This window comes from Chryseobacterium sp. NFX27, assembly GCF_049887855.1.
Lineage (GTDB): Bacteria > Bacteroidota > Bacteroidia > Flavobacteriales > Weeksellaceae > Chryseobacterium.
Genome location: NZ_JAGEKK010000005.1, coordinates 111,817 through 131,562, shown reverse-complemented (window position 1 = coordinate 131,562; position 19,746 = coordinate 111,817). Strand labels below are relative to the sequence as shown.

General features: G+C 36.3%; 17 protein-coding genes. 9 read left to right on the top strand and 8 right to left on the bottom strand.

The window, feature by feature from the left end; genetic code table 11:
- Positions 1–162: 162 nt before the first annotated feature.
- The 5 genes from J4Q03_RS07475 (at position 163) to J4Q03_RS07455 (ending at position 8,130) form a co-directional block, all read left to right on the top strand.
- Complete coding sequence (locus J4Q03_RS07475) at positions 163–1,242, top strand: galactokinase family protein (RefSeq protein ID WP_426047569.1); 1,080 nt, start codon at positions 163–165, stop codon at positions 1,240–1,242.
- A gap of 14 nt (positions 1,243–1,256) precedes the next feature.
- Positions 1,257–2,132, top strand: coding sequence for a sugar phosphate nucleotidyltransferase (locus J4Q03_RS07470; RefSeq protein ID WP_426047568.1), 876 nt, complete (start codon positions 1,257–1,259; stop codon positions 2,130–2,132).
- Between the two features lie 79 nt (positions 2,133–2,211).
- Positions 2,212–4,140, top strand: coding sequence for a glucosamine-6-phosphate deaminase (gene nagB, locus J4Q03_RS07465; RefSeq protein WP_426047567.1), 1,929 nt, complete (start codon positions 2,212–2,214; stop codon positions 4,138–4,140).
- A gap of 547 nt (positions 4,141–4,687) precedes the next feature.
- Entirely contained in the window at positions 4,688–6,802 is a 2,115-nt protein-coding gene (locus J4Q03_RS07460; protein WP_426047566.1) for a hypothetical protein, read from the top strand.
- Positions 6,803–7,092: 290 nt separating this feature from the next.
- Positions 7,093–8,130, top strand: a complete 1,038-nt coding sequence (locus J4Q03_RS07455; RefSeq protein WP_426047565.1) for a L,D-transpeptidase — start codon at positions 7,093–7,095, stop codon at positions 8,128–8,130.
- Here J4Q03_RS07455 and J4Q03_RS07450 read toward each other — a convergent pair.
- The 3 genes from J4Q03_RS07450 to J4Q03_RS07440 all read right to left on the bottom strand — a co-directional run bounded on the left by J4Q03_RS07450 (position 8,123) and on the right by J4Q03_RS07440 (position 10,737).
- Positions 8,123–8,650 carry a hypothetical protein gene (locus J4Q03_RS07450; RefSeq protein WP_426047564.1) on the bottom strand — a complete coding sequence of 176 codons (528 nt, stop codon included), beginning with the start codon at positions 8,648–8,650 and terminating at the stop codon, positions 8,123–8,125. The two genes, J4Q03_RS07455 and J4Q03_RS07450, sit on opposite strands and share 8 nt — an antisense overlap.
- 3 nt (positions 8,651–8,653) lie before the next feature.
- Positions 8,654–9,976, bottom strand: coding sequence for a PDZ domain-containing protein (locus J4Q03_RS07445; RefSeq protein ID WP_426047563.1), 1,323 nt, complete (start codon positions 9,974–9,976; stop codon positions 8,654–8,656).
- A 122-nt stretch (positions 9,977–10,098) separates the two neighbouring features.
- Positions 10,099–10,737 carry an alpha/beta hydrolase gene (locus J4Q03_RS07440; RefSeq protein ID WP_426047562.1) on the bottom strand — a complete coding sequence of 213 codons (639 nt, stop codon included), beginning with the start codon at positions 10,735–10,737 and terminating at the stop codon, positions 10,099–10,101.
- A 225-nt stretch (positions 10,738–10,962) separates the two neighbouring features.
- On the opposite strand from J4Q03_RS07440, the gene J4Q03_RS07435 reads away from it, so the two are divergent.
- Entirely contained in the window at positions 10,963–11,385 is a 423-nt protein-coding gene (locus J4Q03_RS07435; protein ID WP_426047561.1) for a hypothetical protein, read from the top strand.
- Between the two features lie 50 nt (positions 11,386–11,435).
- On the opposite strand, the gene J4Q03_RS07430 is transcribed toward J4Q03_RS07435, so the two are convergent.
- Positions 11,436–12,077, bottom strand: coding sequence for a response regulator (locus J4Q03_RS07430; RefSeq protein WP_426047560.1), 642 nt, complete (start codon positions 12,075–12,077; stop codon positions 11,436–11,438).
- The gene (locus J4Q03_RS07425; protein WP_426047559.1) at positions 12,067–14,037 is read right to left on the bottom strand and encodes a sensor histidine kinase; all 1,971 of its coding nucleotides are present in this window, start codon (positions 14,035–14,037) and stop codon (positions 12,067–12,069) included. Before J4Q03_RS07425 ends, J4Q03_RS07430 begins: the two co-directional genes overlap by 11 nt.
- Before the next feature lie 198 nt (positions 14,038–14,235).
- Here J4Q03_RS07425 and J4Q03_RS07420 point away from each other — a divergent pair, with 198 nt between their 5' ends.
- Positions 14,236–14,652, top strand: a complete 417-nt coding sequence (locus J4Q03_RS07420) for a hypothetical protein (protein ID WP_426047558.1) — start codon at positions 14,236–14,238, stop codon at positions 14,650–14,652.
- Positions 14,653–14,728: 76 nt separating this feature from the next.
- Here J4Q03_RS07420 and tyrS read toward each other — a convergent pair whose 3' ends face one another.
- Positions 14,729–16,024 carry a tyrosine--tRNA ligase gene (tyrS, locus tag J4Q03_RS07415; RefSeq protein ID WP_426047557.1) on the bottom strand — a complete coding sequence of 432 codons (1,296 nt, stop codon included), beginning with the start codon at positions 16,022–16,024 and terminating at the stop codon, positions 14,729–14,731.
- Between the two features lie 145 nt (positions 16,025–16,169).
- Here tyrS and J4Q03_RS07410 point away from each other — a divergent pair, with 145 nt between their 5' ends.
- Complete coding sequence (locus tag J4Q03_RS07410) at positions 16,170–16,730, top strand: RNA polymerase sigma factor (protein ID WP_426047556.1); 561 nt, start codon at positions 16,170–16,172, stop codon at positions 16,728–16,730.
- A 78-nt stretch (positions 16,731–16,808) separates the two neighbouring features.
- Here the strand turns inward: J4Q03_RS07410 and J4Q03_RS07405 are convergent, their stop codons facing one another.
- Positions 16,809–17,441 (bottom strand): hypothetical protein, encoded by a 633-nt coding sequence (locus J4Q03_RS07405; protein WP_426047555.1) that lies wholly within the window; start codon positions 17,439–17,441, stop codon positions 16,809–16,811.
- Between the two features lie 108 nt (positions 17,442–17,549).
- Between J4Q03_RS07405 and lipA the strand changes: the two genes are divergently transcribed.
- Complete coding sequence (lipA, locus tag J4Q03_RS07400) at positions 17,550–18,416, top strand: lipoyl synthase (protein WP_426047554.1); 867 nt, start codon at positions 17,550–17,552, stop codon at positions 18,414–18,416.
- A 404-nt stretch (positions 18,417–18,820) separates the two neighbouring features.
- On the opposite strand, the gene J4Q03_RS07395 is transcribed toward lipA, so the two are convergent.
- Positions 18,821–19,681: an AraC family transcriptional regulator gene (locus J4Q03_RS07395; RefSeq protein ID WP_426047553.1), complete on the bottom strand. Its 861-nt coding sequence runs from the start codon at positions 19,679–19,681 to the stop codon at positions 18,821–18,823.
- Between the last annotated feature and the right edge of the window lie 65 nt (positions 19,682–19,746).

Genomic DNA, 19,746 nt, shown 5'->3' with positions numbered 1-19,746 from the left:
AAAGTAAGCCCTTTTTAACTTCAAAATGTGCTCGAGCACATTTTTTGTGTTTTTACTTGTTTTATCAGAAATTAATATCTACTTTCGTATAGTTAAAAATTTAATTTTTAATAAAAAACACATTGTAATTTATTATAATACAGTAATTTAACATGAATTTTAATGACTAAAATTATATCATTGGCTCCGGGAAGAATTTGTCTTTTTGGGGATCATCAAGATTATCTGGGATTACCTGTTATCGCATGTGCAATTAATAGAAATATAAAATTGACTGCGGTACAAAACGACACCAAAATTTTTAAGCTTAATATGATTGATATTGATGAAGTTAGATCCATTGATATTAATGATACTTTCGCAAAATTAGAACCACGTGATTATTTTGCATCCGCTTTAAGGGTTCTTAGGCGTCATGGTTGTATTCCGAATGTAGGATACAATATTACCATAACCGGAAATATTCCTATCAATTCCGGGATATCAAGTTCATCTGCTTTATTATTAGCATGGATTAACTTTTTGGTAACGGCATTTGGTGTAGATGATGAAGTAACACCTGAGTTCATTTCGCAAATAGGTTATGCTTCTGAGATATTAGAACATGGAGAACCGGGCGGCATGATGGACCATTATAGTATCGGTTTGGGAAATATTGTGCATATTGATACAAAATCTCCTTTTTCGTGTACCGTTATAGGATCGGGATTAAATGGTCTTATTACAGGGGTTTCTGGTATTCCAAAGGAAACAATTGGATTAATTGGCGAGTTAAAAGGAAATGCTTTGTTGGCAATTGATATTGTCAAACAAAATTTTCCTGATTTTGATTTGAATACCGCTGAAATTGAAGATTTAGATCGACATCGAAATTGTTTACCAGATCATTTAATTCCGTATTTCGAAGCGGCAGTTATAAATTATGACTGTACAAAAAAAGCATTAAAAGAACTCGAAAAACCTGTTTTAGATCTGAAAAAAATAGGTGAGCTAATGAATAAGCACCATGAGGTTTTGCGTGATTTGTTAAAAATTACAGTTCCGAGAATAGATGCTATGATCAATGCTGCTTTAAAAGCAGGAGCATACGGAGCCAAAATTGTAGGTTCTGGAGGAGGAGGAAGTATTGTTGCTATAGCAGATCCTGATAAAGAAGAGCAAATTGTTCAAGCTATTTTAGCTGCAGAGGCTGTAGAAGCCTATCCTGTAAGTGTTGATTCTGGTGCGAGAATTATTGAATAAAACTTAAAATAAAGATGCATAACAATTTAATTATTCTAGCAGGAGGTGCTTCCTCACGAATGAAGAAAGAAGCTTCTGTCAAAAACTTGACAGAAGAAGAAATTTTGCAGGCAAATGAAAGAAGTAAAGGATTAATAGGGGTCGGAGCAAACGGAAGACCATTATTGGATTATCTATTGCTTAATGCAAAAAAAGCTGGTTACAAAAAAATCTATATCATCATTGGAGAACAAGGTGATTTGTTTAAAGAATTTTATGGAAGTGATGATAAAAACAATGATTTTCACGATTTAAATATTTCTTTTGCCGTTCAATATATTCCGGAAGGAAGAATAAAACCATTTGGCACTGCTGACGCATTATTACAAGCTGTAGAGCAGTTTCCTGAATTGAATACACAGTACTATTCTGTATGTAATAGTGATAACCTGTATTCAACGGAAGCTTTATTGGCCCTCAGAGAAACGGATGCTCCTAATGCTTTCATTAGTTACGATCGAGATGCTATGGAATTTCCTCTGGAGCGCATTTCACGTTTTGCTATCGTTAAATTGGATGCGAATAACTGCCTGGTAGATATTCTAGAAAAACCAACGGCTGATGTTTTAGACAGTTATAAAGATTCCGAAGGAAAATTAAGAGTAAGTATGAATGCTTTTAAATTTAATGGTGCGGTTTTGTATTCCTATCTTAAAGATTGTCCTGTTCATCCGGAAAGAGATGAAAAAGAGTTGCCCACCGTACTTTTAAATTCGTTAAAGGAAAATGGAAATACTGCTTTGGGAATTCCTTTTTCAGAACATGTTCCTGATTTGACAGCAAAGGAAGATATAAACGAAGTAAAAGAATATTTGAAAAAGCATTATCCTGTATTGGATTGGAATGCATAACACCCTGTAAAATTAGTAAATACAGAAGTTGGTCAAAATCTCACAGTCTAAATAAATAGTAATAAAAAAAAATTGAAAAATGTTAAAAAGTACTATAGATAAGTCAACAGGGTTTGAAAAAAGATTTGAAAATATTAATACGGTAGTTTTTGAAAACTCAACCACAGCATCTAAAGCGGTTGCACAAGAAATAGCAGCATTAATTAAATCAAAACAAGAAAAAAACGAATCCTGCGTGTTAGGTTTAGCAACGGGTTCTTCACCAAAAGGATTGTATGCTGAATTAGTTCGTATGCACAAAGAGGAAGGTCTGAGTTTTAAAAATGTGATTTCATTCAATTTAGATGAATACTATCCGATGGAACCGGATTCTATCAATAGCTATGTTCGTTTTATGAAAGAATTACTCTTTGATCATGTTGATATCTTACCTGAAAACTGTCACGTTCCGGACGGGCTTTTAATAAAAGAACAAATTGCAGATTATTGCCATGATTATGAGATTAAAATTGAAGCTCTTGGTGGAATCGATTTACAAATTTTAGGAATTGGTGGCAACGGACATATCGGTTTTAATGAGTCGGGTTCACTTCAAAATTCTAAAACTCGTTTAGTAGCACTGGATCACATTACCAGAGTGGCTGCAAGTAAAGATTTCTCAGGTTTAAACAATACACCAAGAACGGCAATTACACTTGGGGTCAAGAAAATAATGGAAGCCAAACAAGTTATTTTGATGGCTTGGGGTGAAGGAAAATCGAATGTTATCAAAAAAGCTGTTGAAGATGAAGTGACAAATCAAATTCCTGCTTCATTTTTGCAAGAACATACTAATGCTGTTTTTGTTTTAGATAAAGAAGCTTCTTCTAAATTGACAAGAATCAACAAACCCTGGTTGGTAGAAAAAGTAGTTTGGAATGATAAATTAGTTCGAAAAGCGGTTTTAGGATTGGCATTAGAGCTCAAAAAACCAATTTTGATGCTTACCGATGTCGATTATATTGAAAACGGTATGAGTGATTTGTTGGCGGATTCGGGTCCTGCTTATGATATTAATATTAAGATTTTTAATAAATTACAAAATACAATTACGGGTTGGCCGGGCGGAAAACCAAATGCTGACGATTCAAACCGTCCGGAAAGAGCAAAGCCGGCAAAAAAGCGTGTTTTAATCTTTAGTCCACATCCGGATGATGATATCATCAGTATGGGAGGAACCTTTATGCGTTTGCAAGAACAAGGTCATGAAGTTCATGTGGCGTATCAAACCTCAGGGGATATTGCTGTAGCAGATGATGAGGCCTTGCGTTTTGCAAGATTTGTTATTGATTACAATGAAAAATTCGGAATCAAAAGCCCAGAAGCAGATTCTGTTTATCAGAAATCGCAGACTTTTTTAGAAAATAAAAAAAATAGCGAAATTGATATTCCGGAAGTACGTTACATCAAGGGATTAATTCGGAAAGGAGAAGCCAGAGCAACCAGCCATTTTGTAGGTTTGCCTGATGAGCAAATTCATTTTATGGAATTGCCTTTTTATGAAACAGGAACCATCGAGAAAAAACCAATTGGACAGGAAGATATTCAATTAATGATAGATTTGATCGAAAAAATTAAACCACATCAAATATATGCAGCAGGAGATTTGGCTGATCCACACGGAACGCACAAAGTATGTCTAGATGCCATTTTTGAGGCCGTAAAAATTTTAAAATCAAAATCTTTTATGAATGATTGTTGGCTTTGGCTGTATCGTGGAGCTTGGCAAGAATGGGGAATTGACGAAGTTGAAATGGCAGTACCCATGAGTCCGGATCAGGTTTTAGCAAAACGTCATGGAATCTTTAAACACCAATCACAAAAAGACGGCGTGGTATTTCAAGGAAATGATACCAGAGAATTCTGGCAAAGAGCCGAAGATAGAAATGCGGAAACAGCTGTTTTATATCAACAATTAGGTTTGGCAACTTATGCTGCTATGGAAGCTTTCGTGAGATGGCACTACTAGATATTGGAGTTGCTACCTCCTTTTGCCGTATGAATAGATTTGGGAAAAGAAACAGAGGAGGCAGCATTCACCTAAGCTTTAGGTAACACTGAAAAGAATTTCTTGTACTTTTTATCATGCAGTGATCAGGGGGAGATCTTGAGTTATTGGTAAAGCATATGGTATTTTTGACCTTAATAAATAATATTTAAAGAAGTTTCGGACCATTTTTATCCAAAATTGAAAAATATTATCAGCTGTCTATAGAGAAACTGTAGACGGAAAAATATTGCCTTAAATCTACGGGATACTGCCTGAACATATAACGGAAGAAATGTTTTCACTTTGCAAATAATATTCAGTTGATCGTTTGTGGAACATCTCATTTTTCAAATTTTAAATACTGTTCGTCCATTCCTATTTTACTAAAATAACCCTCTTAATGACCATACCGTCATTTTTTTTGTTGCGTCAAGTTCTGGCGTTGGTCACTTCTATCTTTGTTTCAGAAGATTTCCTGCAGGAATTTTATTATAACCAATTAATAACAATAACAAAAACAAAAATTATGTATACTGAAGTTTTTTTCGCATCAAATGATCCTTTACTGGATGCCGATCTGGTACAGCTGGTAGATAGCTACACAAAAGAAAATGTTAATTATGTGCAGACCACTACAGGATTTGATGGATTGGCTATAGATCCTACAGAAAGTAATCTTGATGGTCTTATTTTCAGAAAAAGACCTACCGGGAAATATTATAAGAGAGTATTTGAGAATGAAATTAACGTACTTTGGTTTAAAGCCAAATTATCCGGTGTGGCAAGTGATTTTGAAGCCCTTCATGTGGCCCATATATTTGCTTCAAAAACTAACCATAAGACTCTGTTATTTCCTGAAACCTGTGATTTGGATCTAGAAAATAACTCCCAAGGATTTTCAAAAGGGGTTACATTAAAATTTGATGGTGGAACTATTAAAAACGCTTCGCTTTATGGTGATCATACAATGATACAGGCTGCTCCGTATCCTATTTTTCTTGGAACCACTTCTTTGAATGGTTCATGGAAAAGCTCCGAGGGTTTTGCTTTTCCGGAATGGTTTGGAACCCTTCCTTATGATGAATTCTCTGTCGATTTGAAGGATAGTCTTGAAAAGCTGGAGCCATTTTGGAATGTAAAATTCGGAATAGGAGTATACTATTCTAAGAAGGGAGAAATTCCGGTAAGACATTTTGAAGGAATTTCACAAGATCATTCTATTATTAAAGTTGAACTTCCTGAGTCAGATCTTGGACAAGCGGTAAAATATGGATTGTGCCTGGGAAAATATGAAGGTCTTATAGTAGATCCGGCCGATCCAAAAGGACCATCTATCAGAACCTATTTTAATACTTTGAGAGAGATAGCGGTTATCACTACATCTCCGGTAAGAAAAAGGAACTATTCAGGAGTGGTTATGGGAAATGCTCACAGTGGAAAAGTTGAAAATGTAATCATTCATAATATAGATAATATGCAGATGAATGAAAGCGATTTAGAGTATATATTGGTAGATATCGAGAAAAGGTATAAAGAGGCCAATATTGGTCTTGAATTTCGTGGCTGTTCAGAATTGTGCGCGATCAATAATTTAGAAACCTTTTCAGATGTTGGTATAGGCTTTAATACAACGATGAATGATGTTCCGGTATTGCAGGAACAAGGGGTAGATTGGCCATCTATTTATAATTTTACTTCAGATTGTGGTGCATTTGGATTGGCAAATGTGTTTTTTGGAGCACCAAATGTTTATAATTTGGTAATGAATGGTATCCAGAGTTGGAACAGAGGAATGTACGGTTTGTATGCTTGCAAAAATATAACCTTTAATTCGTTTATGCACTGTTCTATTAGTAATGTAAGAATTGAACAGCTGACAGAGCTTAAAGATAAAGCCGGTAAAATGAGATCAACTAGTGTTTATATTGACTACCAACGTAATATTGAGAATTTTATTTTCACCAATATAAGAGTTTCAGGACATTCCAATGGTATATATATAGGTGGTGCGGTTCGAGGATATGTTGAATTTGATAACGTTTCAGGAGGAGCGGATGTTCCACTTCAATATCTGATCCAAACCAATCATGAGCTCTATTCTTCCTTTGCAGTACGATTTAAAAATATTACTTCAGATGTAGCTTACCCGCTGATTCATAATGGCGGAATGCTTATTGATAACCACTATTATGAAAAAAGTCCATCTGCAGAATATAAAGTTAATTACCATGATGTTACTGTCATAAGAAAGGCTAATGTGATCTTTAAAAATGAGTTTGATGGAGCAAGAAAATTTATTCAGAAAGAGGTGAGTGCTGATGATACATTGTGGCTAAAGCTTTACCATAGTAAATTCCAGGATGCTCAAGATCCTTGGTTGCCTGATGAAAAATATGTTTTATATAATATCGATATGTTTTCAGACTCTTATGCTCTTAAGGCAAGTTTGACATTATTTAAAAATGGAACCTATGCCGCCGGACCATATGATGCATCAAAGATCTTTATTGGAAACACAGCAAATATACAGAGTGGTAAAATCAATATTGTTTATGAAACTTCCACAGGGTATTGGTTTTTGATCAATGCATTAGGAAATGGTGAAGTACATTATGAAATCGAAGGGTTAATTAAAAAATAAAATTATCAATTAAAACTGAATAGGCTGTCCAACGGGCAGCCTATTATTTTTATAAAGTTTTTATAATTGCTTTATTCAATATAACCTCAAAGTTTTCACCGAAAAAAGCCATAAAAGAAATAGAAGTAAATAATCTGCTGAGACCCTGAGATATGCTGAAACTAATAAACTGTTCTGAACAATATACGTGAATACCGTTTTTTTACGGTATTTTTTATAATGTCTTTTAGGATTCAAATTAAGGTCTGATATTTGCAATGGGTAATCCAACTAAATGACCTGTTTTATTTATGAAAAACATATCTGTGAAAAAATCATTTTTATATGCTCTGTTTTGTGTTGCAATGCTGATTTCATGTAAGAAAGAAATTGAAAAAATAAGCGATACTTTTAAAGATACAGTTTCTTCCTCAGAAACTCCTGCCGTAGAAAAAGATTCCATTAAGAAAGATTCTGTAGTGGAAAAAGAATCTGTACCGCCGGCAATGCAGGAAAATGGTTTTTATAACGCCCTTGTTCTTCCAAAAGATAAAAAACTAAGAGATTCCATCTATGCAGAATTCAGCAAAAAATACAGTGAGAAAGAAAGGTATGCAATTCTGGCATTAAACAGGCTTGATTCTAAAAATAAATGGAATGCAGATACATTAGTAGTGCCTGCAAAAATAGACACGACACTTATGGAATATTCACCTTTTCCAATGCAGCTTGATCTACTGAGCGGGGTGAAAAAATTTGTGATCTTTTCCTATCCTATTCAGGCTTACGGAGTATATTCCAATGGCAGCCTTGTTAAATGGGGACCAACAAGTATGGGAAAAAAAGCAGCCCAGACCACACGTGGACTTACTTTTGCCAACTGGAAAAAGAAACTTTCGATTTCAACGGTAAGCAGTGAGTGGAAACTTCCTTATAATTTTAATATTCATAATATCGGTGGTATTGGATGGCATCAGTATGATCTTCCCGGTTATCCGGCATCACATTCATGTTTACGTTTATTAATGAAAGATGCCCAGTGGCTGTATTCTTACGCAGATACATGGATTCTGAATCCAGGCGGTGCCACAACCAAAGCAAAAGGAACACCTGTGATGGTATTCGGAGATTACAAATGGGGTGGTAGAAAACCATGGAGAAAGCTTTTGGATGATCCCAATGCCAATAATATTTCAGTGGAAGAAATGACCAGACTTTTGGAGCCTCATATTGATAAAATGATCAAGGAACAGGACAACAGGGACAAAGTATCTGACTCCATAAAAGCGGCTAAAGCTATGGCAGCCCCAATCCAGGAGGAAAAACCTGCCGAAGTTCCTGCTAACTGATTTTCTTTTCAAACTGTGAAGTAGATTCTTCAGCAAACCTTCTAAGCTTAAGCATTTCTTCTTTGCCTTTGTATTGCCCGAATCTGGCAGCTGCATAGGTAAGAAATATGCAGAACAACATAACAAATGAAGCGCTCAGGGCCCACGGGAACTCAGCGCTTTTTATCTGATTTTCCACGTAATACATGGTGAAAAAAGTCATCCACATAATAGAAAAGAAAAAGTAAAGGAACATAAAGAAAGTCCACACCGCAGAGCTGGGGCCGAATACTCCCCGTATAACAGTCTCATCATCCTCAATTTCAATCCGTAGAGAAAGTCTTGGCTTCCAGTAATTGTCATATACTGTTTCTACGCAGATCGTGGCTACCTCCTTGTTGATATTTCCGGAAAATTCATCCTTATGGTCAGCAAGGTATTTCTTTAGGTTTTCCGCATATTCTTCTTTGGTAAGATGCGTAAACATCTTAAATCTTGGGCGGGTTCTTATTTTATCTATTGTGCTTTCTTCGGTTTTCATATTTTAATCTTGATAGGGTATAGGGTCCTCTAAGACGAAATTAAAGGTCATTTCTTTATTTTTTCTCTGAATCACGATTGTGATATTTCTTCCTTCATCGGATTTCATCAGCTCCATGATCTTTTCCATGGTCATATCTGAAGTCCGGCTTCCGTTGATGGTGAGAACGCGGTCATCTTTTTTCAGCCCTGCTACAAATGCCGGAGAATCTTTCCTTACCCCTGCAACGGAAAAGATAGGTTTCAAAGTAAATTTATACTGAAAATTATTGACCACGGAAATCTCACTGCTTGCTTCCGATAATTTCTTAGGTTCTATTTTCACCCGGTCCTCCTGCCATTCCAGTCCGTCTTGCTTAAAGTCCAGTCCGCTCATATTAAAATGAAAAGGATCATTAAAATTCCTGTTTTTTTTCAGATATAACTTTTCACCTTTATAATCGAAAACGACATAAAACCTACGCATTATTTCGCCTCCGACAGACCCCTTTCTGTCTTTCACCAGATTGACATGCTGGATAGAATACTCATCAGGCATTGCTGTGAGCGGCTTTTCAAATTTGAAATCCCCGAGATAAAAATTATGGATACGGCTTCTTTTACCGTAAATATCTCCATTGAACCCGCGTCCCAGATAATCATCAATATTGGGTCTGTTGTACACAAAATCTTTGATAAGAGTGGGGAAGAGCCATATGGCATCACTGTTACCGAGATCTATCAGCAGCTTTGAGCTTTTCTTTTCCCGGGTCATCTCTACATCAGCGTTAATGTAAGGTTTGTCCTTTTCAACACTCATAGGAAGCACATCAAACTTTCGAACCTTTTTTTTGAATACATTGGCATCCTGGTAGACCGTTATTTTTTTTGAGGTATAATCAATTGAAATAGGATGGTTTTTAAAAAAATGATACCCGATAACCCCGTTCACCGGAATTCCGATATGTGATGAAATATTGAATTCTTCATCGATGACAATAAATAAAAGCATGGAAGAATTAATAATATGATCACCTATTTTTGCAATATTACGGTCAGATTTAAAACCGTCTATACTTAAATTCCCTCCAAGCCCTGAAAATTTGATCTTCTCAATATTTTCCAGCTTGATCTCTTTATTGTCAAGGCTGAAAAGAATGGTTTCTGCAACTCCCGTATCAAGCATAAAGGTAAGCTCTGCACCGTTAACATTGATGGGAATAAAGATAAGATTGTTGATCAGTTTAAAAGGAATGACCGCTTTTTTAACCTTTACCAGCTCAAAAGAATTTTGTGCACCTATAAAAATGCTGAAGAATAATGCCAGTAAAAAAAGCTTAAGTTTCATTTACTGAATTTACTGAATTTATCCTTACTATCAATAAAAAAACATTCCAAAAGCAGGAATGTTTATATAAACTGCAATGAAGCAGAGGTATTGATTGAAAAGTTAATTTAAATGAACTGTTGTTATTTTGAGAAGAAATCCATCAGGTCTATATAGTTTTTCTGATTCACACCGTGTCCGCTCATATATTCTCTGAACGTAAAATAGCAGCTCAGGTCATAAAGAAGATCAGCCGCTTTTCTTCCCCATTCCATTGGGATAACAGCATCATCTGTTCCGTGTGATACAAAGAAACGGAGCCTTTCCAGCTTCTTTTTATCTTTTACAATACCATTCAGAAGTTTTTCCTCAGGATAGCTGCTTAAGCACGCCACATAACTGAACAGATCGGGGTGCTTTAAAGCTAACGCGTAACAGAGTATTCCGCCCTGGCTGAAGCCACACAAATGTACTTTACCTTCGGTAAGTCCATAATGATTTACAATTTTCAGGATATTTTCGAGGACTCCGTCTAAAGATTCTCTGGCCTGGGAAAGGTCGATGAAGTTTTCAGGATTGTTGAAATCAATGTCAAACCAGGAATATCCTTCAAATTGGGTGTCCCTGGGGGCCCTGAAGCTTACAATAAGCCAGTCGGCGGGAAGAGTTTCCCTGAAGCTGAAAAGATCCTGCTCATTACTGCCATAGCCATGAAGCATGAAAAGGACGGTAGTATTTGGGGTGATATGTTCCGGTTCTCTTACTATATAATCTAAATTCATACAGCAAATATAATTAATAAATCATATTGTAAATTCAAAACTTAGGTGCCGGGTTTTCCACTTAATAATTCACATGAATGTAAGCCCCAATATAGGCCGCTACTGTAATTGTGCTTTTTATTGATTTGATATTATTTAGAAAACTTTGTTGGAAATTTTTCATAAAAGTTATTTTTATATTAATAAAAAACTTATATTTGAAACATTAAAAATCTATTTGGAGAAATGAAGCAATTTTACAAATCAAAAAGTTTACTTAGACTTTCTTTTTTATTCGTTTTATTATTTTCGGTAATTACTGTAGTGAATTCTTGTAAAAAGGATGACGACGACGAAGAATTCAAAGATCATGTTGTTCAGTTTGAAGTGAAAACAACTACCGGAGGAGTTATTAAAGCTATCGTAACACAGGTAGGAACAACTAAAACTGATATTTTCGATCCTGTAGGAACTGTTTGGACTAGTGGTGAATTCTTTGTGAATTCCAGCCAGGCACAGTTAAATCTTGATGCTAAAGCCGATCTTCCGGATGCCGATTCAGAATTGGTAATCAATCTTTGGATAGATGGCGAAATCGTAAAAACTGATAAGAAAGTAGGAGCAGGGCCTATGGTCGCTTCCATTGATTACAGCTTCTTAGAATTGTAAGATATTTACTTATTATATAAATGAAACCGCTTTTGAAGCGGTTTTTTTATTTACTGTTTTTCAATCATATTTTGCTGGATGGCACGGTTGATGAGCTCGGTAGAATTTTTTACCTGGAACTTCTGCAATAAATTTTTGCGGTGGGTATCTACGGTAAGCGGGCTCAGGAAAAGTTCATCAGCAATGATCATGCTGGTTTTCCCTTCGGCTACCATTTGTAGGATCTGTTTTTCCCTTTTCGTCAGTCTGGGCACCTGCAAATCGTTTTGAGAAGGTTTGCTGATGATTTGCTTAGTCTCATTGCAGAAAACAATATTTCCGGAATAGGCTCCCTGAATACATACCACCAGTTCATCTATAGAGGTGTTTTTAAGGATATAACCGCTGGCGCCGTGTTGTATAGACTGCATGATAATACTTCTTTCAGAACGGTTACTGAACATGATGACTGAAGTATCCGGCGATATTTTCTTTATTTCCCGGCAAAGCTCTGTACCATTGGCATCAGGTAAGGTAATATCCAAAAGGATAATATCCACCTGATGGTTCATAATAAAACCAATGATCTCTGAGCCCGAAGTAAAACTTTCGGAAACACTAAACCCGAGCTGACTGTTGAGCATCATTTTTAATCCTTCTATGACAATGGGGTGATCGTCTACAATGACAATATTTATTTTTTTATTCTCCATTCGTGTTAAGTTCAATATTAATTGTTGTCCCCTGGCTGTCGGAATTTACTTCCATTTTACCTTTCAGATAATTCACCCTGTTTTTTAAGTTTCGGAGTCCCATGCTTTTCGTTGTCTGTTCAATTTTTTTATCAAATCCCTTTCCATTGTCTTCAATGGTAATCATAAAGCATTCTTCGGACTGGGAACACTGGAGCAGAATACTGCTGGCCTCAGCATGTTTTAGAGCATTTGCCAATAACTCCTGTGCAATTCTGTAAATATTAAGCTGAATATTCAGAGGTAGATTTTTATCAATATCAATGGCTTGGAAATCAATCTCTAAATCTTTCCTGGAGTGAAATTCACAAAGATCATTTAAAGCTGTTTCCAGACCGAAATTAAGAAGGGATTCAGGCATTAAATTTCTTGCTATGTGACGAAGTTCGCTTACAGATCTGTCTAATTGCCCTAAAATTGTATAAAACTCTTTGTCCTTTTCAGGATGCAAATGGCTGGATGACCAGGTGGAGAAATTAATTTTAACGCCGGCAAGCATTCCGCCCAAACCATCGTGGAGGTCCCTGGCAATACGCTCTCTTTCCCTTTCTTCGCCATCAAGAATAGCTTTGGTAAGAGAGAGTTCTTCCTTCTGTTTAATGTCGTTTATTCTTTGTTCAGAGATTTTTTTATTTTTTCTGAACAGGATGAAAAGAAAAACCAACAGACTTAAAGCCAATAATAAAATCAGGCTAAGCCCCCATAAATAGGAATTTTTCTTATTCACCTCCAGATCTTTCTGATTCTTTTCAGCATTCAGGGTTGCTATTTTTCTTTCTTTTTCGGCAGTATTGAATTTTGCTTCAATTTTGTTAATCTCAAGCCTTACATTCTCACTGCTCAGGCTGTCATTGAGTTTAGAATATCTCTGTTCCCAAACCAAAGCTTCCTTAGCATTTCCCATTTCTTCATTCAAGGCAGAAAGTTGTCTGTAGATGGTTTTTCTGTTATTAAGATCAAGAACAAGTGATTTTTCCGTTAAAATATCTTCCAGAACATTTTTAGCTTCTCCATACCTTTTTAATTTCTTTAAAATGTCGTATTTATTAAAATAGAACATCTGTCCCTGAAGATTCTGATTAAACTTTTTGGTGTAATAAAGCCCTTTTTCAATAATAGGTAATGCCTCTGCATTTTGCTGTTTCGTAATAAAGTAAAGTGTTTTACCATAATAAAAAAACGAGTTGGACGAAGATTCAGGATAAGGCATGATCAGTTTTTCAGCTTTGTCCAGAAATTTTTTGGCTTCATTTCCCTTGGCTTGATAGCAGAAATTGCTGGCAAAATTCAGGTAGGTGTAAAATAATTCGGCAGAACCCGGATAATTTTTTTCAAGAATTTCTAAAGCTTTATTATTATAGTTCCCGGCCTTTTCAAACTGGGCATTATATGTAAGGATGATTGCAAGCTGAGTATATACAAATCCTAAGTTTTTGCTGTCTCCGTATTTTTTAATCAATGGAATGCATTTTTCAACAATGGTCTTCACTAAAAAAGGGTAGCCTGCCTTATCTTTTTGCGTCACCCCATAGCTATACCAGGCTAAAGACTGGTAGAAACCTGATTCCTTGGTTTTTAATTTTGAGAATGCCTTAATGGCCTGTTGATAGGAGCGGGCTGCCCTTTCTTTATTCCGGTCAAGATTGTATTGTCCTTCGTAGTAATCATATTTTGCTGTAAGAAAAGGATCATTTTTAATGAATGCCTTCCCGTTTGCTAAATATTTTTTGCTTAAAAGAGAATCACTGTTTCTGTAATAATTTGATAAAAGAAAAAATGCTGTTGCTTTTGAAGTATTTGCTGCCGTAGTCTTAGTAATATTCTGTAAGCTGTCTAAATAGGACTTTTCATTAAGAGGGATAACCTGTGCCTGCAGAGTAAAAGACAATAGTAGGCTTAATAGAATAAGTAATCTCTTCATTGGATTCGGTTCTGTATAATTTTTTTAAAACTGCTCAATTTAATTAAAAATTTTAGCAAATAAAATACCTGATTTTAGGTAGAAAAAATTACACCTTTTTCAGGATTGATAAAGTTTGTCGACTCTAATAGCTTTGCAGGTATCAAATCACTGATCATAGAATATTAAATAAATAATTAAAAATTTAAACAAAAGATTATGAAAAGAATGAGAATGAGCCAGTTGCTTAAAGGGACATTTGTAGTATTGCTGACAACGATGTTCATAGGGTTTGCAGCATCTTGTAGCAACGATGATGACGATGACAACGGTCCGGCAAAAAGCAGCCATAAAGTTGTTTTTAAAGCTATTGCTTCTTCAGGAAGTGATATCGAGGTAGCGGTATATGGAATTGATGGTAACCCAACCACAGCTTCAAGTCTTAGCGGAACAACATGGACAAGTCCGGAGGTGACATCAGAAGCGGGAGCTTATAATGCTAATGTTGCTGTCAATGCAATCGGGGCAGATGCTTCTTCTACATTGAAGGTTCAGATCTGGGTAGATGGCGAGCTGAAAAAAGAAGGAACTTCCAGCGGGCAGTATTTGTCGGCTTCCGCAAGTTATGTATTCTAAAACTAAATAACTTCATGAATAAAACCGGCGCTGAGATCAATCTCAGCGCCGGTCTTTTTATTTATAAGATACTGAATTAAATAACCTTCACGATAAAATAGCTTTTCTTACCCTTTTGAAGCAGTAAGAATTTACCGTCGATAAGATCACTTTCATTAGCGGTATAAGTATCATTTACCTTTTCTTTGTTTACAGAAATTGCATTCCCTTTGATCTCTCTTTGAGCTTCACTTTTAGACTTTAGGAAACCTGATTTCTCAGAAAGAAGATCAATAATACTTATTCCCAGAACATCAGCTTTTGCAACTTCTTTCTGCGGAACACCGTTAAAAACCTCAAGGAAAGTTTCTTCGTCCAGGCTTACAAGATCTTCGGCGGTAGAACGGCCGAACAGAATTTCCGAAGCTTTTACTGCTTTTTCATATTCTTCTCTGCCGTGTACCCATACGGTTACTTCTTCAGCCAGTCTCTTTTGAAGTTTTCTTTCGTGAGGAGCCGTTTTGTGCTCTTCAATTAAAGCGTCAATTTCTTCCTTTCCAATGAATGTGTAGAATTTAATGAATCTTTCAGCATCCTCATCCGTAGCATTCAGCCAGAACTGGTAGAATTTGTATGGAGATGTTTTCTTTTTGTCCAGCCAGTAATTTTCTCCGCTTTCAGACTTTCCGAATTTAGAGCCGTCAGCCTTGGTAATCAAAGGAACTGTTAATGCAAATGCTTCTCCCTGGGCTTTTCTTCGGATCAGTTCAGTACCTGTAGTGATATTTCCCCACTGGTCAGAACCTCCCATCTGAAGCTTCACATTATTATTTTGATACAGATGAAGGAAATCATATCCCTGAATAAGCTGGTAAGTGAACTCGGTAAAACTCATCCCGTCTGCACCGCTTTCTCCCGAAAATCTCTTTTTTACAGAATCTTTCGCCATCATATAGTTCACCGTGATATTCTTTCCTACATTTTTAGCAAAATCAAGAAAAGAAATATTCTTCATCCAGTCGTAATTGTTGACCAATTCAGCTTTATTAGGGCCATTACCTTCAAAATCCAAAAATCTTGAAAGCTGGTTCTTTAAACAGTCTACATAATGAAGAAGAGTAGCTTCATCCAGCAGGTTTCTTTCTGCAGATTTCCCTGAAGGATCTCCGATCATTCCTGTAGCACCGCCTACCAAAGCGATAGGCTTGTGTCCGTGCTGTTGGAAATGCGCTAAAATTTTGATCTGGATAAGACTTCCGATATGCAAAGAATCAGCAGTCGGGTCGAAACCAATATATGCAGTAGTTACCTCTTTATTCAGTTGTTCATCGGTTCCTGGCATCATATCGGCAAAAAGACCACGCCATTTTAGTTCTTCTATAAAGGAATTCATCTATAATTTTCTTTAAAATTTTACGATGCAAAGATAGTAAATTCAGGAGTATAGAGAATAGATGTCCGGAGGTAAAAAAATCGGAGGATAAAAAGGCCTGTCAGCCCCTTTGTGCTTTCACTTAAAAAAATTATATTTGTTAATAATGAACGACGAACAGCTATTCCTGCTTATTCAAAAGGCAAAAGAAAAGGACCAGAAGGCCCAGACCAAACTCATCAATATTTTTTGGGTGGATGTTTTCTCTTTTGTCATGAAAAAAGTGAAAGATGAAAATGATGCAGATGAGATCACAGTGAACGTTTTTTCAAAAGTGCTGTCGAAGCTGGATATGTATGATCCGCATTTTCAGTTTAAAACCTGGATATTAACCATTGCCCAGAATACAGTCATTGATTTCTGGAGAAAAAGAAGCCGCGAAAACCAGGACCCTACCGAAAATCTGGATGAGGTAAAAAACCAGTTTGCAAAATCTCCGGAAGAGCTGATGATCTCCAAAGAAGAGCAGAAAAAAATCATCAAGACCATCGAGTCGCTGGATGCCAATTACCAGGATATTATAAAATTAAGATTCTTTGAAGAAAAAAGTATCAAGGAAATTGCAGAAGAGCTCGGGATTTCCGTTGCCAATACCAAAGTAAGAGTAATGCGCGCCAAGAAAGTTCTTGCCGAGCTGCTGAAAAATAATGAATTTGATGATAATTAATAGCTTAGTAAGATAATCAGCCTCGTTCAGTCTTAAAAGCAAAGCTTACCTTAATAGAGTTTTAAAGGTTCAAAACTTTCACAGATAAACTTCCTCCTTTGTTTTAGGAAGAATAATTTTCCTTGGTTCCTTCTTATTTCTGTTCTGCAGGTCTATTTTCAAGCCTTTTTTAATATAGGTTTCCTGCCTGGATTTACCATATTCAGCAATATTCTCTACTTCTTTCTCATAATTGAGCTGTCCTGTAGAGAGATTAAAATCTATCTCTGTCCAATAATCTCCGGGTCTTCCATACGTTGAAGAATGGCCAATCAGTTCAAAATGTCCGTTCTGAAACCTGTATTTATCTGTATAGCTCCATTTCCAGCTGCTTCCGCCTGCCTGGGTGATATTCAGAATTCCCTTTGAAATAGCTGTACTCTGATACGGATCACCCATCATCCCTCCACCGGCACTTTCAAGAATGGCGTTTCTTGATTTCTCCAGGATCATCCATGTTCCGCCACTTTTTTTCTGAATCTGGATTTCACGGATCTTCCCCAGTTCACCTTCATCTGCTGTAGTATAAATAACCACTCGTTCAGGAATTTTATCACCGTCCAGATCTCCTTCCACCGTTTCAATAATTTCCGAGCCTGCCGGCTGAAGCTCTTTCTGGGCAAAGCAAAATGTACTGATAACAACGGATAAAGTAAAAAGGATTTTATTCATATTTGATTTTAGTGGTTTAAAATTACGAAATTATATGTTTCATCAATGTTTGTCTTTGATTGTTTCGATAAAAAAATCACTAACTTTGAAGCTCAATTTGAGAAATAAATGGAGAATTTAGTTCAAGATACTACCGTTCAAAAACCAAAGTGGATCCGCGTAAAACTTCCTACCGGAAAGAATTACAGGGAGCTTAGGACTTTGGTAGACAAATATAAATTAAATACCATATGCCAGAGCGGAAGCTGTCCGAATATGGGTGAATGCTGGGGAGAAGGAACGGCAACGTTCATGATCTTAGGAAATATCTGTACAAGAAGCTGCGGATTCTGCGGCGTCAGAACAGGGAAACCGCTTGACGTTAATTGGGATGAGCCTGAAAAAGTGGCCCGTTCTATTAAATTAATGAAGATCAAGCATGCTGTTCTTACGTCTGTAGACCGTGATGATCTGAAAGACATGGGTTCCATCCTTTGGGCTGAAACTGTAAATGCGGTAAGAAGAATTTCTCCGGGCACAACCATGGAAACTCTTATTCCGGATTTCCAGGGACTTACGAAACATATTGACAGATTGGTAGATGTGGCCCCTGAAGTGATTTCTCACAACATGGAAACCGTAAAACGTCTGACAAGAGAAGTAAGGATCCAGGCCAAATATGAAAGAAGTTTAGAAGTTCTGAGATACCTAAAAGAAGCTGGTCAGAGAAGAACAAAAACCGGGGTAATGCTTGGTTTGGGGGAAACTAAAGATGAGGTTTTCCAGACCATTGAGGATATCAGAAATGCCAACGTAGATGTCATCACACTTGGACAGTATCTTCAGCCTACCAAAAAACATCTGCCGGTAAAAAAATTCATTACACCGGAAGAGTTTGACGAGCTGGGAGATTTTGCCAGAAGCTTAGGTTTCAGACACGTAGAAAGCTCACCGTTGGTAAGAAGTTCCTACCACGCTGAAAAACATATTCACTAAAAATATAACCGCTTCATTTTTGAAGCGGTTTTTGTTTAATTAAAATATTAGAAAAATAAGTGGCTTTGAGAGCCTCAGCCCACTTTGAAGGCTACACAGCTGATTACGGCGATAATTTTAATTATTGATAACAAAAAATTACCGGGAACTGAGGCTCTCGAAGTTCTCACCGACTAAACTTTTAACCACAAAAGCTACAAAAGCTTTTTAACACTTAAGTTATTTTAAGTAAAAACGTTTCTTAAAGGAAGAGCACATAAGTTCTTTGAAAATCGAAGATTTTCAAACTGATAAAAATAGTCGGCTCAGAATTCCCCTCCCGTGGAGGGGTGGCGAAAATTCAAAGAATTTTTGACGGGGTGGTTATAAAAAACATCAGAAATACTCGCAAACAACGAAAAAAACTAGTTTCTCACTTCAATATTCTTCAAATGCTTTTTCCTGAATTCTGAAGGCGTTTCACCCGTATGCTGCTTGAACAGTTTATTAAAATACGACAGACTCTCGAAACCTACCTGAAAACAAACTTCTGTCACAGAATAATCCTTCAGTAGAAATATTTTAGCCTGATTGATCCTGTAATTATTAACAAAATCCGTGAACGTCATATTCGTCTGCTTTTTAAAATAACGGCAGAAAGCAGGAGTGCTAAGGCTGACAATTTTTGCAATTTCGTTGACATTAGGTTTTTTATCATAATTTTCGTGGATGTAATCGTAGATCGTTCCCATTCTGATCTTATCATTCAGGAACCATTTTATTCTGGTGTCTTCCTTATTCAGTTCTTTTATTTCATCTGAGGCAGCGAGAATTTGAAGGATTTCAATCAGTCCTATCAGGGAATCAAAAGAGTTTTTATCTTTGATTTCATGAAGCTTTTCGACAACCATTTTTTTTGTTTCTCCTGAGAATGAAAGGCCCAAATAAGACTTTTCCAGAAGTTTTTTAATGCTTTCAAATTCAGGAACGGAAACAACAATATCCTGAAGAAAGTTCTCTCTCATCTGCAGCACCAATTGTCTGCATTCCGTTTGAATACCGTAATCAAAATTAAGATGAGGTACATTGGAACCTATTAAAAGCAGATCACTTTCTGTAAAAACAGAAATATCCCGTCCTACATGACGGATCCCGTTGATGGCTTCTACATAAACAAGCTCTATTTCCGGGTGATGATGCCAGAAAAAGCAGTTCTTTAAAGACGGTGAGAAAAGCTTAAAAGACTTCCCGTTTTCAAACTCTATGATTTCTTTCTGAATTTTCATCCTGTTCTCATTTGATAGATTCTGATTTTAAAATTACATAAAAAGGTTAATATGGAGCAAATTTT